Raw genomic sequence first — 14410 nt, 5'->3', positions numbered from 1 at the left:
GACAACAACGCGGCGGAGCGCGCGATAAAGCCGTTTGTAATCGGGCGCAAGGCATGGCTGTTCAGCGACACGCCCAAGGGTGCCACCGCCAGTGCGCAGATCTACAGTTTGGTCGAGACCGCCAAGGTCAACGGCCAGGAGCCTTATACGTGGCTGCGCCACGTACTGGAAAGACTACCGCAGGCACAATCGGTTGGGGACTACGAAGCCTTGCTGCCATGGAACTGCTCGCCAGAGATGCCACGGTAAACGACTGCCTCATCTTGAGGTAGGTGTAGTTCGTGGATCGGTTACGGTGTACCGGCAGAAACCGGCCAAAAGCAAATTGTCAGTAACATCAATATAATGGTGTGTCCCCTATTTGTTCGAGGAATAGCTCTAGGAGCTTTTCACAGGCACTGCAATATATGCACTCAGCAATCATCTGTTGGTTGGCTTAATCTTGTAGCTGGTCCAGCTACTTCCCCCGTGCCCATCCGTCCGACGTTTGAGTTCAGGGACGTCTCGCCGATCGGCGGGGCGTTCCCTGCAACTAAAGGTTAGGCATTCCCACTGTTAGCTGCGCGAGAATATTCATTAATTCGTTGGAGCCGTCAGGCTGCCAATTCGGAGCATGTCCTGAACGTAGGGAGACGGGTGGGACTCTGTATGCACGCTGTCCTTAATGGGTAAATCGTGTAACTCAATCCAACCAAGAAGATCTTTCACAATGTACTTGCAGGGATATTTGATTGCAGGTGACAGAAGGTCGATATTTCTGCGAGACCGGATATCTTGAAAATAAACAAAGGAGGGCGTCTGTGGGCTAAGTCCTTCCACATGAGCCCCTAGATTGCGGCCGTGCCAAATGGCGCTGAGCAGGCATTCACTCTGCGATGATAACAATGTGCCTTCGTGTACTTTCCAAAGAGTAGGCTTTCCGAGCACCAGCTTGATTCCAGCTTGGGCAATCATCAAGATCGAGGCACAGAGCGTATTAATGGCTTCATTTCTGGCCTCAACCATTGATTCAAGCTTTCCCCTCCAAAATTGGACGGACTCAACAGTGGGATCTTCCCCCATATCTTTCTGCCACTTATCAAATTTTAGCGGCCCCCATCCTTTGTGTTCCTTTCCAAGGAGATAGTTTTCTAAGTGAATCCAGTGATGGATTGAGATGCCGAGTTCGAACAGCTTCTCGGACGAGTCTCGAATGACATTGAACATTGGCGAAACAGCATCGCCGGTGCTTGATAGGTAGTCTTTCATGTTCATAGGAGATGAGTCCCTAGATCGCATGTCATGCGATGCCTCACGAATAAGCTAACGGGCATCCAAAAGTGTAGCTTTTGACTGCCCAGCGAACGAAGTGAGCGGCAATTGAGTGCATTGTTAGGAAATGCCCAGCTCGGACAGCAGCTTTTTGGCGGTGATTTTTGGACCAAGCTTGTTAATCGCGTCAGCTGCTGCGTTGTAAGCCCTAACTCTCGTTGCGTCGGTATTGCCTTTTGCATCGACGTCATAACCTAGCTCTTTTAGCACTCTAACTTGAAAGCCAAAACCATCCCATCCAGGGCCGCCTAGTGAAGATAGTGCAACTTCAATTTTTAAATAATTTGGTAACGGGCCTTCAATTTTACACAAGTCTTCAATATCAACATGTTCGAGCATGATTACTCCTGTTCGGTTTCTAACGTTGGTTTATGGGCGTTTGTCGAGTTGTAGGCTAGGTGCTTCCGTCCGGGAATATTTGCATCTGGCCGATTCCTGTCTGTCATTATGGACTGCTTACGACCCAGGCTGTGTGTAAACGTTTTTGAGCAGGTTTGACAGTCAGGACTGGAACGAAAATCGCGTTCCTACCCAAATTTCCGGCCTGCTGCTGAACCAAACGCTGGCAGATTTTACGTAGCAACGCGGACTTCAAAACGGCGCATGCGTTTTCACACAGCCTGGACCCAAAGCAGCCCCTTAGGCCACGCAGCCATCGGCGAGAAGCGGTCCCTCAGACGTGCCTACTAAAGCACGATAACCGCCTCCCTAAAGCGCTCTGTGTGCACTACTGACACCGTGAAATTATCCTTTTCAAGAGTGGTTGAAGGGAAGGGTATTGAGGTTTAGGGAAGCAAATGATGTGCTCTGATGTGACTACACGTATGCTTGTCAATATTGACAAAGCCTTTTCTTTCATGGGCAGAAAGTGAAGCATTTGTTGGATGACCATAACCTGCGTGCGTGCCCGCAGAAAAGAATGCTTGTGACTCATCAGGAACCTTTGGCCAGGGCATAACCGAGGCGCTAGCCTCGTCACCATGATGCGGTACAACGACAGCGTCAAATCTCGACTCCGCCAATACAACCATAGATAGGTTTCCATCGACAGCCATTCGATCATAAACATAATCGCCTGGGTAAAGTGCTTGTTTCTCCTGGCAAGTCACAACGACGACTAAGCCATCACCATTCTTATCACTAACAGAAGGGTCGGATCTGTGAACGTCTAAAAGATCATGTGCCCCGAGAGAAAATAACCTGTCACGAATGCCAACTACTTTTCTCTTAACCATTGGAGAAGAAAATGCGAGAGCTGGCCTGCCTGCCGGTAGATAGACTGTTTTAATTTGTTCCAATAAACCCTCATCCCACTCTAATATCCGCCAGTGATCACTATCTGCATGGGAGATAATCGCAGAAAGTTCTTCGTGTCCTGCTATGGCAGATCTAAGATCATTTACAAACGGTATTCCAGTGCGATGAAGGTTTTTCCTATACACATCACGAGTAACAGGCGTGCCAGCACCGGCATCCAGTAGGTAGCCCAATTTATCGTTGGAGAAAAGTGAGCACATTCCCTGCCCTACATGAAATGCAGTCAGCTTGAATGGCTTATCTGTCACGAACTCAAGTTCAAGTGCCGGTGAAATATCATTGCTCAATGGCACCGGATCTACTACTGGACCTAGAACCCGTCTAATTGAAGAAACGTCTAAATACCTCGGCTCGCCGGAAGTGAATGCTGAGTAAGCATAGCTCCCGGTCGCGACAGGGGAAATTGTGTAGTTAATTTCCCACCACGACGTGCTTGAGTCGTCCTCAAAAGCACTATCCTCAAACCAAAAAGAACGGGGGCGTGGAAATGGGGATAGGTTATGCCGTCGTGGCAATCCTGATCCCCATAGATCGGAACGACCAATATCTAAAATGTACGTTGAGCAGCCGCTCTCCAAGTTAAACGCAGCACTTTGAAAGCTATCTGGTGATACCGCAATCAGACGAACGCAATCTTGCAAAGGGTAGTAGTCTTGGACAGTGGATCCTTGTTCAATTTTTGCATAAAATTTACTAGACGGAAAATCTTCGATTGGATAACCATCTTTAACTACGCCGTCCACTTACACCCGCCTTAGCTTACTGATTGGTTTTTTAAATCATACCGAATTTGACTATGATTATTCATCCACACTGAGAGGATAACGGATGCAAAGATGAAGGGGACAGTTCCATTTCCAGTTAAACAGCCGGTTCTGGCCGCTTTCTACCTGTGCTGGGCGTCTGCATTGGGTCGTTTTCCGCCGGTCGCGACAGGCAGAAATCGGCCGAGGCTGTGTAAAAACGTTTTCGATCTGCGGAGGCAGACGAAAACAGCCCAAAAATCGCGTCCCTACGCAAATTTCAGGTCTACTTACCAAACGGTCGACGCCAGATTTCACGTAGTAACGCTGACTTCAAAGTGACGAATGCGTTTTTACACGGCCTGGGCCAGGAGCGGTCATTCGGGCTAGACGCTATCCGGAATAACGTTAGGCCCTGACGTTAAATCTGCTCAATAAAGCGGCACCATCCGTGACACCAAGAACTGATCGATCGCAGCGATTTTCTGAGTTGCGTGGCCGAGCTGAGAGTCGGCGTTGCTGTACGCAACCTCTGCCTCATTGTGGAGTGCATAGGCCATGTGCGCCGCGATGCGGACGCTCATTGGCTGCCGGGAGAGGTCGATGCCGAACGGGTCGCCACTGTCGTGCTGCGCCTGGTTGTCGAGAACAATAGCAAGTTCGTGCGCAGCAGAAAGCGAGCCGGGGAAAACATCGAGCACTACTGCCTGGAACCCTAAGGGATGAAGCGGCTGGGGTCGGGCAATTACGAGCTGGCCACACCTATTGGAGCGACGAAGAGCTGGATAAGGCTGTTCACGATCGGCTGGCAAAAATCTGCCAAGAAGCCGATATGCGCAATTGCTTCATCGAGGCTGACGCTTGAGAAGTGAGCGCTTTACTAAGCCCGTGTTAAATAGCTACCTTGTCGGAAAGCTGAATTAAAAGCTGTCTGGACGCTTTCAATCAACTGTTCCTCTAACAGCGTTGTGGCTGATGGTAGCTTGCTCGGTGCTCGATGCAAAACGATCTCGATCTCGGGCAATTGAGGAAAATCATCCTCGACCCCGAAGATCCGCCACTCAACCGGCACCATGCTCTGGGCCATTACAGTCACTGCTAAACCTCCGTTTACAGCGATTGTTCCTCCAGCAAAGCTCCGACTGGAATAGGCAATTCGCCAAGGCCGTCCATGGGCGTTAAGAGCAGCAATGGCATGCTCACGGAACACACACCCTTCGGGGAAAAACGCCAGCGGAACCGGCTCCATGCTCTGAGCCATATGTTGGCGCGAACCTACCCAGACTAACCGTTCTTTGCGCAAAATCTTTCCGCAGCTTCGATTTGGCTGTCGCGTGATCAGAGCCACGTCAAGATCTCCCGCCTCAAGTAGGTCAAGCAGCTCCCCACTCAAAGCCCCAGTTACTTCAAGCTGCACTCGTGGGTAAGCATGTGCAAAACGGGTCAACACAGAAGGTAAAAAAAACTGAGCGTAATCATCAGGTATGCCTAGTCTGAGGTGCCCCTCAGTGTATGGCTTTCCAACGGCCGCAAAGGCGCTTTCATTTAGATGGATCATACGACGCGCATAACCGAGAAGTATCTCACCGTCTTCCGTCAACCTTATTTGACGATTATCCCGTTGAATCAATTGTTTGCCCATCTGCTCTTCAAGCTTTTGCAACTGCATGCTTACTGCTGACTGAGTACGGCATAAAAAGTGAGCAGCACGCGTGAAACCTCCACTGTCGACAATGGCTATAAAAGCCTGGAGCAGGTTCAAATCAAGGTTTTTCAATCGCTTACCTCCTACTATCACATTTCATGATCGATACCATAATAATATTTCATTTGTTTATAGCCAACAAGCATTTTATGTTGCTTGTAGCTTCCAATCGCCCCATCAATAAAAACGAGAAACATTATGAAAATTGGATTTGTTGGTTTAGGAACAATGGGACTTCCCGCGGCTCGGAACATTCAGGCTTTAGGCTTTGACTTGGTTGTTTATGACCTGCGGAGGGAAGTGGCAGAGTCTTTGTTAGCCAATGGTGCTGTGTGGGCTGACAGCCCTCGAGAAGTGATTGAGAATGTAGATGTCGTAGTTAGCATGGTCTTCGGACCAGTGCAAATTGATCAAGTTGTACGTGGTGCCGGTGGTTTTTTTGAAGCCGATATTACTGGCAAATACTGGATCGACCTGACAACCAGCAGTCCGTTTATGATGCGCAAGCTCGCCGACGAGTTCGTCGTGCGGGGCGGATTTCCTATTGATGCACCTGTTACCGGGTCAGTTGATTCCTCCATACGTGGTGACATGATTTTGTTTGTAGGTGGGCAGGATGCTCATATCGAAAAAACGCGTCCTGTTCTTGAAGCAATGGGTGTAATTCGAAAAGTTGGCCGCTATGGCAACGGTTACGTCGCCAAGCTGGTTAACAACCAGCTTTGGAAAATCCACGCTGCCGCTATAGGCGAAGCTATGGTAGCCGCTAAGGTTGCAGGTTTGGAGCCAGATGTATGGTGGGAAGCAATGAAGGGAGGGGCCGCCGATAGCTTCGTAATGCAACACGATGTACCGTCGATATTTGCCGGTCACTACGACCCATCTTTCCCGCTTGCGCTGTGCCTGAAAGATCTTGGCCTGATAGAAGAATTGTTAAATGAAACCGGAACACGCTGCGAGCTAACCCGTGCAACTCATACGCGCTTCGAAGAAGCGAGGCAGCGTTACGGAGAGCGTTCCGGTGAAATGAGTGTCTGTCGGCTCATTGAAGATGATGCAAAGATTGCGTTGCGAGTGGCGGGCGACTGGGTAGCACCGTGGGAAGTCCTACCCGTACACGCATAGGTAGCCGCTTAATTAGGATCTCCTCTGAATTCAGGAACTCCAAGAGCTTGCGCTGGCGTAAATTGATCTTCCATACACCACCCAAAAGCTAAAATAATAGGATGATTAAAATGAAGCTTGATTTTATGTATGTATTCAAGTGTGCGACGTTGGCAGTGGTACCTTTAATGTCATTAGGCGTTCAAGCGGCGGAGTCTGAATTCAGGGAAGATCAAGCCTTGCGATTGAGTTTTATTTCAGAGCCGGACTCTGAAATCGTTACAAATATGGCCAAGAAAATACTAGAGCAACAACTCGATTATAAAGTAAAACTCTCACTGCTAGCACTTGGCGTGCAATATCAAAGCATCTCAACTAAAAAGCTTGATGCTATGCTCATGGCTTGGCTACCGAACACCCAAGCTGCTTATTGGGATAAGTACAAAAATAGTGTTGATGATTTAGGCATAATCTATGGCGGGAAGCTTGGATGGGTGGTGCCAGACTATGTGCCGGTCAACGAAGTAAGAACAATCGCTGATTTGGAAAATCCCGAAGTTGCAAATAAATTTAAAGGAACAATACAAGGCATCGACCCTGGTGCAGGCCTAATGAGAAAATCCGAAGAAACAATAAAAAATTACAACTTAGTCGATTACAAACTCTCCGCTAGCAGCGCAACTGCAATGACTATTGCGATGGATCGAGCCATTCTTAAAAAAGACTGGATCGTTGCCACAGCCTGGACCCCTCATTGGATGTTTGGAAAGTGGAACCTACGCTATTTGGAAGATCCAAAAGGCTCTTTAGGTGGTGCTGAGGGCGTACATACCCTTTCTCGCAAAGGGTTCGGTGAAGATTTCCCTCGAGCAGCGAACTTCCTTCAAAACTACAAAATCCCCCTTGCCGACTTGCAGGGAATTATGGCTGAGGCTCATGAGACTTCAAACCCCGATGGGGCTATCAATCATTATCTTGACTCACACCCAGAGAAAATTACTGAATGGACCGAAAGTGCAAAAAAACTTCCACTCTACAAAAACTAACATAGCCCTTGGCGTGTCAAGTAGCCAAAGTACACTTCCTGTAGTGGATCTGATGAAACCGGACACCATTTAGACGAGAATGCTCGCCAGATAGAGGTGTCTGAAGACCAAGCCACGTCGTTCCTTTTCCGCTGAATTCAAACGCGAGGCCGCAGGCCTCGTGCTTGATGAAGGCTTCAGCCATATCGAAGCCTAACGTTCGCTCGGGGTTGTTGAGTTCGCGTTACACGCTGGGTTAATCAGCTTCAGTAGGAGAGCAAAGGTGTTACTCCGCAGCAAGGCTGCTAATGCCGGAGCAACAGAAAATCCAGGAACTGGAAGCTCGAATCGCTCACCTTGAACGGGAGAAATCCATTTTAAATGGCTACCGCGCTCTTGATGTCGAAGGAGCACACGCGCACTCGCTGATTGATCTGTTGAGTGCCAAGAGCCAGTTTATTGGATGTACACGGTCTTTGATGTCACTCGTTCATCTACTACACCCATCCCGGTGCAGAGGCAGAAAAGCTGAACAGGCAATGCATTCGTGCGGCTAGATATTCGGAACTCCAGCGCCTCCACCTCACGTTCGATCGCCCCAGATGCCGTGGGAGATTGCGGTAATCCATGGCGATGATGACGCAATTGTCGCCGTCCAACAGAATGTGCATTGCAATAATTTGTTGAAGTGCGCCCAGCGACAGGGTTGACGCTAGCCGGTCTGTTGCATCGATCAGTTGATTTCACAGTCGATTGCAGCCTTCGCGACAGACAGCAATCGGCCCAGAAGCTGCCTGTCATCTGGCGGTCGTGCGGAAAAGAAGTGACCGGTTAAGCCCTTAATATGGCTGGCGTCATTGTGCCCCAATGTAGTGTCATTTCTGATGCAATTCAGCGCAGCTAAGGCCATTTCAGCGGAGCTTTTGACTGAAATCAATCCCCACTATTATCGAATAGTATAGGAAAACAGACATTGTATTTTTTTCAACGACTACACTTGTAAGTCAGGTAGTATAATTAATTGTGATATCTAGATGTTATTTCCCTTGAAAACAGCGCCCTCCCTTTGATCCTAATAGCGGACTTTACATGAAGATTGAAATTCTTAAACAAGCGGTTATGGACTCACGGGACGGCATCACCATCTCCGACAATTGCATCGACGACAATCCGTTGATTTTTGTAAATCCTGCTTTTGAGCGAATGACTGGCTACTCGTTCGAAGAAATTACTAATATTAACTGTCGATACCTACAAAGAAACGATCGAAAACAGCCTGAACTGGAGATTGTTCACAATGCCGTTAAAAAAGGCGAGTACTGCCTCGTAACCTTGCGAAACTACCGCAAGGATGGAACTATGTTTTGGAACGAGTTGAGCATATCGCCAATTCATGATGAGAACGGGACTGTAACCAACTTTATTGGAATACAAAAAGATGTAACACCCAGAATGATAATACAACAACAACTTCGCGACGAGCATCAGTCTCTCGAAAAAATGAAAATACACTTCGAGCAACTATCCATAAAAGATGGACTCACAGGCATTTACAATCGTCGTTTTTTTGATACGCAGTTCGAAATTCAATGTAAAATTGCATGTCGCAATGGCGACTCATTGACTCTTGCCATGATTGATGTTGATCACTTCAAATCATTCAATGATATTTATGGGCATCAAGCTGGCGATGAAGCGTTAATACGTGTCGCAGATAGTTTAAATAAGTCCTTCCAGCGAGGCTCTGATTTTGCAGCCAGGTATGGCGGCGAAGAATTTGTGATTCTGTCCAACGGCATGGCGAAAGACCAGGCAGCTCTGTATGTCAAGTCGCTATGCCAACGAGTGCGAGATTTGAGAATACCGCACTCCGCTTCCAGCACAGGCTACTTGACGATAAGCATCGGTTTTTCAGTTCATACATTTGGTCCACTGCACCCGTCTAACGTACTACTGGCGCAAGCCGATAATGCTCTCTATGTAGCTAAAGAACGGGGAAGAGATCAATCTTTTAGTCTTTAGGTTCTGACGACAATCTGGAGAAAATGGCGTTTGTATCACCATCATGCCCCCCCTAAAGGGCACTTTTGGTCGCCCAGGGCTGGTCGTCGCCGGCAGCAATCGGCCATTTGTGCTTGTTTTCAATGTCAGCTATGGGTCGGATAGCGCCCCCCACGCACTGTGACTGATCCACCCTTGTCCTCCCTCAACGTGGAGGACAAGCCATGAATACTATTGCTACATACAGACCAGCCTTGGAACAAGGGAAAGCTTGTCGGGCAGAAAGCCCCTCTCCGAGTCAGAGATATCTGGGCCATCCGGGTCAGACTCCAGCTCGCGGAGAAGACACGGGATCTGGCTCTCTTCAACTTGGCTATCGACAGCAAGCTGCGTGCCTGTGACTTAACCAAGTTGCGAGTACGAGACATAGCCCATGGGGAACATATGTCGTCACGGGCCATCGTGATGCAGCAGAAAACTCAGCACCCAGTGCAATTTGAAATCACTGAGCAAACCCGAACGGTTCTGGAGGCTTGGATGCATCAGGCCCACCTCCGCAGTGAGGACTTCTTGTTTCCGACCCGGTTGCACGGCTCAGATCATCTCTCCACCAGGCAATACGCTCGAATAGTCAAAGCGTGGGTGACAGCCATTGGCCTTGACCCAACCATGTACGGTACTCACACGCTACGGAGAACCAAGGCATCGCTGATCTATCGCAGGACGAAGAACCTGAGAGCTGTCCAACTCCTGCTTGGTCATACGAAGCTTGAAAGCACCGTCAGATACCTGGGAATCGAGGTCGATGACGCCCTGGAAATGGCGGAACAGACGGAAGTATGACCACCCACTGCGACGGTCGATGCTAGACCGTCGCTGTCCGACCCAAAGCAGCCCTTGATGTATGTGTGTTGTCGCCATATGTTATTTGCATTCATGGAGGATTCTGACTGATGGCACGCGTGGGATTGATACTGACACCCGGTTTTGCGGACTGGGAATATGCTTTCATTGCTGGAACTGCGTCTCCGTTTTACGGGATCGACGTCAGGTTTTTCGCTTCTGCTTCGGGGCAGTTCCGCTCGCAGGGTGGATTGGCTGTAACTGTCGATAGCAGTTTGCAACAATGTCTGGACTGGAAACCGGACGTTGTTGTCGTCATTGGAGGAATGGTCTGGGAACGTGCAGAAGCACCGGATATTCGAGAGTTTCTTCATGCTATTCGTTCAAGTGGAGCGACAATTGCCGGTATCTGTGGGGGAACGCTGGCACTTGCGAGGGCCGGGCTTCTCGACACGGTTCCTCATACATCGAACAGCGCTGACTTCTTACAACAGAATGCCGTAGGTTATGAGGGGCGCACGCTTTATCGAAGCAGTCCAGTGGCTGTGGTTGCAGACCGCATCATAACTGCTCCAGGCCCTGCACCCGTTAGCTTCACCTGCGCAGTGTTCGAAGGTGCCGGGCTATCTTCAGAGATCACTTCTCAATTCAGGTCAATGTTGGCAGCGGAACATCGGTGACTGCTTCGTCCTACAAAACAGCCGATCAGGTGATGTGTTCGAGTGGCCGCTCATGGCCCAGAGTGTGTAAAAACGCTTCGCCAAAATTGAGGTGTGCGCGTCTACGTTAAATCTGAAATTTATCGGCACCTCAGCAGATGTGGATTTTGCGTAGAAGCGCGATTTCCAGTCCGGTTTTGAGTACCTGTCGCGCTGAAAAACGTTTTTACACAGCCTCGGCCAAAAGCAGACGTTGCTATACGACCAAATTCGTTGAAATAGGAGCGCGTTGGTACCGGTTCTCTAGCGTAGAATTTCCTGGAAGACAGCCCCCCGAGACGGACCCTCAATGCAAACCCCCGCCACCCAACACCCTCTCTGGAAAACCTACCTCCTTTTCCTGGCCCCCATGGTCCTCTCCAATTTCCTCCAATCCATGTCGGGCACCATCAACAGCATCTACATCGGCCAAATGCTCGGCACCCAAGCCCTGGCTGCCGTCTCCGGCATGTTCCCCATCGTCTTCTTCTTCATCGCTCTGGTCATCGGCCTCGGCGCGGGTGCTGGCGTGCTCATCGGCCAGGCCTGGGGCGCGCGTGAACCGCATCTGGTGAAGACCATCGCCGGCACAACCTTGCTGTTAGGCGCAATGATCGGCCTGACAGCGGCAGTACTCGGCAGCGTATTCGCAAGGCCAGCCCTGGAAGGCCTCGGCACACCGGCCGACGTTATCGACGACGCCGTGTCCTACGCCCACGTGATGATGTGGATCATGCCGTCGCTGCTGGTCTACGTGCTCTTCACCCAACTGCTGCGCGGGGTGAGCGATACGGTGTCGCCGCTGATTGCGTTGGTGGTGTCGACCTGTATCGGGTTGGCGCTGACGCCGGCGTTGATTCGGGGTTGGTTCGGGTTGCCGATGATGGGGATTCAGAGTGCGGCGTATGCGGGGTTGGCGGGTAACTTGTCGGCGATGGGGTGGCTGGCGTGGCGGTTGATTCGCAAGGGGCATCCGTTGGCGCCGGATCGGGAGATATTTGCGGCGATGCGGCTGGACCTGGTGATTCTCGGCAAGGTGTTGCGCATCGGATTGCCGACCGGGTTGCAGATGGTGGTGTTGTCGGTGTCGGAGCTGGTGATTCTGGCGCTGGTGAATCAGCACGGTTCGCAGGCGACGGCGGCGTATGGCGCGGTGACGCAGATCGTCAACTACGTGCAGTTTCCGGCGCTGTCGATTGCGATCACGGCGTCGATCCTCGGTGCTCAGGCGATTGGGGCAGGTCGGCTTGAGCGGATGGGGCCGATTTTGCGCACGGGGCTGTTGATCAACGTGTGCCTGACCGGTGGTTTGGTGGTGTTGGGTTACCTGTTGTCGCACTGGTTGCTGGGGTTGTTCCTCACGGATGATTCCACCCGGGCGATGGCGGAACACCTGTTGCACATCATGCTGTGGAGTCTGTTGGTGTTCGGCTTCCAGGCGATTGTCGGCGGCATCATGCGCGCCAGTGGATCGGTGCTGGTGCCGATGGCGATTTCGATTATTTGTGTGGTCGGCGTGCAGTTGCCGGTGGCGTATGCGCTGGACGGGCACTTCGGGTTGCAAGGGGTGTGGATGGCGTTTCCGGTGGCGTATCTGGGGATGCTGGTGTTGCAGACGGCGTATTACAAAATGGTCTGGCAGCATCAGAAAATTGAGCGGTTGGTGTAGGCGGGCAGGAGGTAACGGTGCTGAACATGCAGATGATTAAAGTAGACGATAACGGTCTGGATCAGCTCCGTGATGCCCTGCGTCAGGCAGCATTGCCCTGCGATGATGTCAGCGAACCAGGCCGGCAGTTTTACCGTTTCGAAGTGGCGGGGAAATGGGTGGCTTTTGGAGGGCTGGAGGGTTCGGCTCCCGACCTGTTGCTTCGTTCAATGGTGGTGTGTGAAGCGCGTCGTGGAGAAGGGTTGGGCCAAGCCGTGTTACTTGCATTGGAACAGTGTGCGGCCTCGCAAGGCGCGCTTCGACTGCATTTGTTGACCCAAGGGGCAGCCGGTTTTTTTACCGCCAATGGTTATGAACAGTTCGACAGACAGGCGGCACCTGTTGCCATCACCCAAACAGCCCAGTTCAAACATTTATGTCCGGCGTCTGCGAGCTATCTACGAAAAACATTAAGTGCGCCGGTTCCATAGACCGGCGATGTTGCTCGAACAACTCATCTAAAAACGACAAATTTGGCTCCCGTATTGGCGCTGGCGATGTTGTCATCCCTTCCTCGACGAGTGGAATGGTAAAAGTATGACTGTTTCAGTGGGGACAGGTCCTAAATGCGAGCAGCTCGCTATTAAACTTTTCGTAAGTTACCTAACAACTAATGGATCCAATAAACAATGTTGGAAACCCCTGTAATTCACCAGCCCAGTTGTCATGGGGCTGACAGAGAAGTTGATACGTTAGTACCGGCGTGTGGGACGTTCACAATAACCGCCGTTTGTCGGTGGGTTGCTCAAAAAATGAACATTCCAGGATCCCTGGCCTTTGATCCTGCAGCACGTCACCCAAGACCTGCTCCTGCAGCCGCAGAAAAGAAGTGGAAAATTAACCTCATGTGCATTGAATGCTAATGGGGATTTTTTTTACCCGAAATTCAGGAGGCAATAAATAAGCCGGTCATTGATTTGCCAGGCGAATCAATGGGCTAAGCAGTGCCAAGTCTATGAGTTGGCATATCTTATAAAAGTAAGATCGCGCAGGGTTTCGAAGTGTTGAATGCCCTGTTAAATATCGATCGGTACTATCGAATAAGGTGGAGAAAGTACCGTGGCGATAAATACAATTATGAGCCTGCTCGAAAATAAAGAGTGCATGGAGTTTTTGCGATTGGGCGTTATTTACGTTCATTTAGTGTCGTGTTGTGTGGCCATTGGTTTGGTGTTGACCAGTGATATTGCGATGGTTAGAGACTTGTTAAAACGAAAAACATTCACTGAGCATGATAATGCTCACATGGAAAGTCTTCAGAAGTCTGTCATCGTTGCATTGATAGCATTGTGGGTGACTGGTATCGCTATCATCGGTATTGATTACCTGAAAAAAGGTATGAATTACTTTATGAATCCAAAGCTTCACGCCAAAGTGATTATTGTCGTGTTGCTGAGTTACAACGGCCTCTTGTTGCATCGCCTGGTATTGCCCGCGCTGCAAAGGCAGGCTCGTTGCTCAATCTTGGCTTCAGCGCACGGATGCTGGCGCTGTTCTGCGGCTCGCTGTCGGCCGTGTCCTGGATGTATGCGGCCATGCTGGGGGTCGGGCGCCCGTTGGCCTGGAAATACTCCCTTTCCGAACTGTTGATGGCGTATCCGGTACTGATTGCACTGGGTTTCCTGACGATGCTGGTTTTGACTCAGCGTGTGAAACGTAACCGATCCACGAACTACACCTACCTCAAGATGAGGCAGTCGTTTACCGTGGCATCTCTGGCGAGCAGTTCCATGGCAGCAAGGCTTCGTAGTCCCCAACCGATTGTGCCTGCGGTAGTCTTTCCAGTACGTGGCGCAGCCACGTATAAGGCTCCTGGCCGTTGACCTTGGCGGTCTCGACCAAACTGTAGATCTGCGCACTGGCGGTGGCACCCTTGGGCGTGTCGCTGAACAGCCATGCCTTGCGCCCGATTACAAACGGCTTTATCGCGCGCTCCGCCGCGTTGTTGTCGACGA

At 50.5% G+C, this 14410-nt stretch carries 14 protein-coding genes and 2 pseudogenes; 10 read left to right on the top strand and 6 right to left on the bottom strand.

The features are described 5' to 3' along the window. Nucleotides 1-249 (top strand): transposase domain-containing protein (locus CUN63_RS00970; RefSeq protein WP_165353222.1); only part of this gene is annotated, 249 nt, incomplete at its 5' end. Nucleotides 250-576: 327 nt separating this feature from the next. On the opposite strand, the gene CUN63_RS00965 is transcribed toward CUN63_RS00970, so the two are convergent. The 5 genes from CUN63_RS00965 to CUN63_RS00945 form a co-directional block, all read right to left on the bottom strand. Then, nucleotides 577-1254, bottom strand: a complete 678-nt coding sequence (locus tag CUN63_RS00965) for a hypothetical protein (RefSeq protein ID WP_129436793.1) — start codon at nt 1252-1254, stop codon at nt 577-579. Between the two features lie 117 nt (nt 1255-1371). After that, entirely contained in the window at nt 1372-1650 is a 279-nt protein-coding gene (locus CUN63_RS31615; protein ID WP_165353221.1) for a hypothetical protein, read from the bottom strand. Between the two features lie 446 nt (nt 1651-2096). After that, a complete protein-coding gene (locus CUN63_RS00955) occupies nt 2097-3371 on the bottom strand; it encodes a hypothetical protein (RefSeq protein ID WP_129436791.1) in 1275 nt (424 codons plus the stop codon). A 431-nt stretch (nt 3372-3802) separates the two neighbouring features. Continuing rightward, nucleotides 3803-4072: a hypothetical protein gene (locus CUN63_RS31610; RefSeq protein ID WP_165353209.1), complete on the bottom strand. Its 270-nt coding sequence runs from the start codon at nt 4070-4072 to the stop codon at nt 3803-3805. A gap of 179 nt (nt 4073-4251) precedes the next feature. Beyond that, nucleotides 4252-5148: a LysR substrate-binding domain-containing protein gene (locus CUN63_RS00945; protein ID WP_129436790.1), complete on the bottom strand. Its 897-nt coding sequence runs from the start codon at nt 5146-5148 to the stop codon at nt 4252-4254. Between the two features lie 126 nt (nt 5149-5274). On the opposite strand from CUN63_RS00945, the gene CUN63_RS00940 reads away from it, so the two are divergent. The 9 genes and pseudogenes from CUN63_RS00940 to CUN63_RS00900 form a co-directional block, all read left to right on the top strand. Next, a complete protein-coding gene (locus tag CUN63_RS00940) occupies nt 5275-6201 on the top strand; it encodes an NAD(P)-dependent oxidoreductase (protein WP_129436789.1) in 927 nt (308 codons plus the stop codon). 110 nt (nt 6202-6311) lie between these two features. Further along, nucleotides 6312-7226 (top strand): glycine betaine ABC transporter substrate-binding protein, encoded by a 915-nt coding sequence (locus CUN63_RS00935; RefSeq protein ID WP_218570140.1) that lies wholly within the window; start codon nt 6312-6314, stop codon nt 7224-7226. 100 nt (nt 7227-7326) lie between these two features. Further along, nucleotides 7327-7654: pseudogene (locus CUN63_RS00930) on the top strand (transposase); the annotation flags it as partial. 640 nt (nt 7655-8294) lie between these two features. Beyond that, nucleotides 8295-9227 carry a GGDEF domain-containing protein gene (locus CUN63_RS00925; protein ID WP_129436788.1) on the top strand — a complete coding sequence of 311 codons (933 nt, stop codon included), beginning with the start codon at nt 8295-8297 and terminating at the stop codon, nt 9225-9227. A gap of 207 nt (nt 9228-9434) precedes the next feature. Continuing rightward, nucleotides 9435-10049 carry a tyrosine-type recombinase/integrase gene (locus CUN63_RS00920; RefSeq protein WP_129445040.1) on the top strand — a complete coding sequence of 205 codons (615 nt, stop codon included), beginning with the start codon at nt 9435-9437 and terminating at the stop codon, nt 10047-10049. A gap of 110 nt (nt 10050-10159) precedes the next feature. Beyond that, the gene (locus CUN63_RS00915; RefSeq protein WP_129436787.1) at nt 10160-10729 is read left to right on the top strand and encodes a DJ-1/PfpI family protein; all 570 of its coding nucleotides are present in this window, start codon (nt 10160-10162) and stop codon (nt 10727-10729) included. Nucleotides 10730-11057: 328 nt separating this feature from the next. Next, nucleotides 11058-12416 (top strand): MATE family efflux transporter, encoded by a 1359-nt coding sequence (locus tag CUN63_RS00910; RefSeq protein ID WP_129436786.1) that lies wholly within the window; start codon nt 11058-11060, stop codon nt 12414-12416. Nucleotides 12417-12442: 26 nt separating this feature from the next. Further along, nucleotides 12443-12886: an arsenic resistance N-acetyltransferase ArsN2 gene (gene arsN2, locus CUN63_RS00905; RefSeq protein ID WP_129445039.1), complete on the top strand. Its 444-nt coding sequence runs from the start codon at nt 12443-12445 to the stop codon at nt 12884-12886. A gap of 628 nt (nt 12887-13514) precedes the next feature. Then, nucleotides 13515-14122: pseudogene (locus tag CUN63_RS00900) on the top strand (hypothetical protein); the annotation flags it as partial. 34 nt (nt 14123-14156) lie between these two features. Here CUN63_RS00900 and CUN63_RS00895 read toward each other — a convergent pair. Continuing rightward, nucleotides 14157-14410: transposase domain-containing protein (locus CUN63_RS00895; protein WP_165353220.1), on the bottom strand; the 254-nt coding region annotated here is incomplete at its 5' end.

Source organism: Pseudomonas sp. ACM7 (genome assembly GCF_004136015.1).
In the GTDB taxonomy this organism is placed as follows: domain Bacteria; phylum Pseudomonadota; class Gammaproteobacteria; order Pseudomonadales; family Pseudomonadaceae; genus Aquipseudomonas; species Aquipseudomonas frigoris.
Note: the sequence above shows the minus strand (reverse complement) of the source record. Positions and strands in the feature narration are given on the sequence as shown.

Coding starts and splice junctions, on each gene's coding strand:
- CUN63_RS31615 (WP_165353221.1), bottom strand. CDS start 1,650: ATGCTCGAACATGTTGATATTGAAGACTTGTGTAAAATTGAAGGCCCG.
- CUN63_RS00910 (WP_129436786.1), top strand. CDS start 11,058: ATGCAAACCCCCGCCACCCAACACCCTCTCTGGAAAACCTACCTCCTT.
- CUN63_RS00965 (WP_129436793.1), bottom strand. CDS start 1,254: ATGAACATGAAAGACTACCTATCAAGCACCGGCGATGCTGTTTCGCCA.
- CUN63_RS00915 (WP_129436787.1), top strand. CDS start 10,160: ATGGCACGCGTGGGATTGATACTGACACCCGGTTTTGCGGACTGGGAA.
- arsN2 (WP_129445039.1), top strand. CDS start 12,443: ATGCAGATGATTAAAGTAGACGATAACGGTCTGGATCAGCTCCGTGAT.
- CUN63_RS00925 (WP_129436788.1), top strand. CDS start 8,295: ATGAAGATTGAAATTCTTAAACAAGCGGTTATGGACTCACGGGACGGC.
- CUN63_RS00935 (WP_218570140.1), top strand. CDS start 6,312: ATGAAGCTTGATTTTATGTATGTATTCAAGTGTGCGACGTTGGCAGTG.
- CUN63_RS00940 (WP_129436789.1), top strand. CDS start 5,275: ATGAAAATTGGATTTGTTGGTTTAGGAACAATGGGACTTCCCGCGGCT.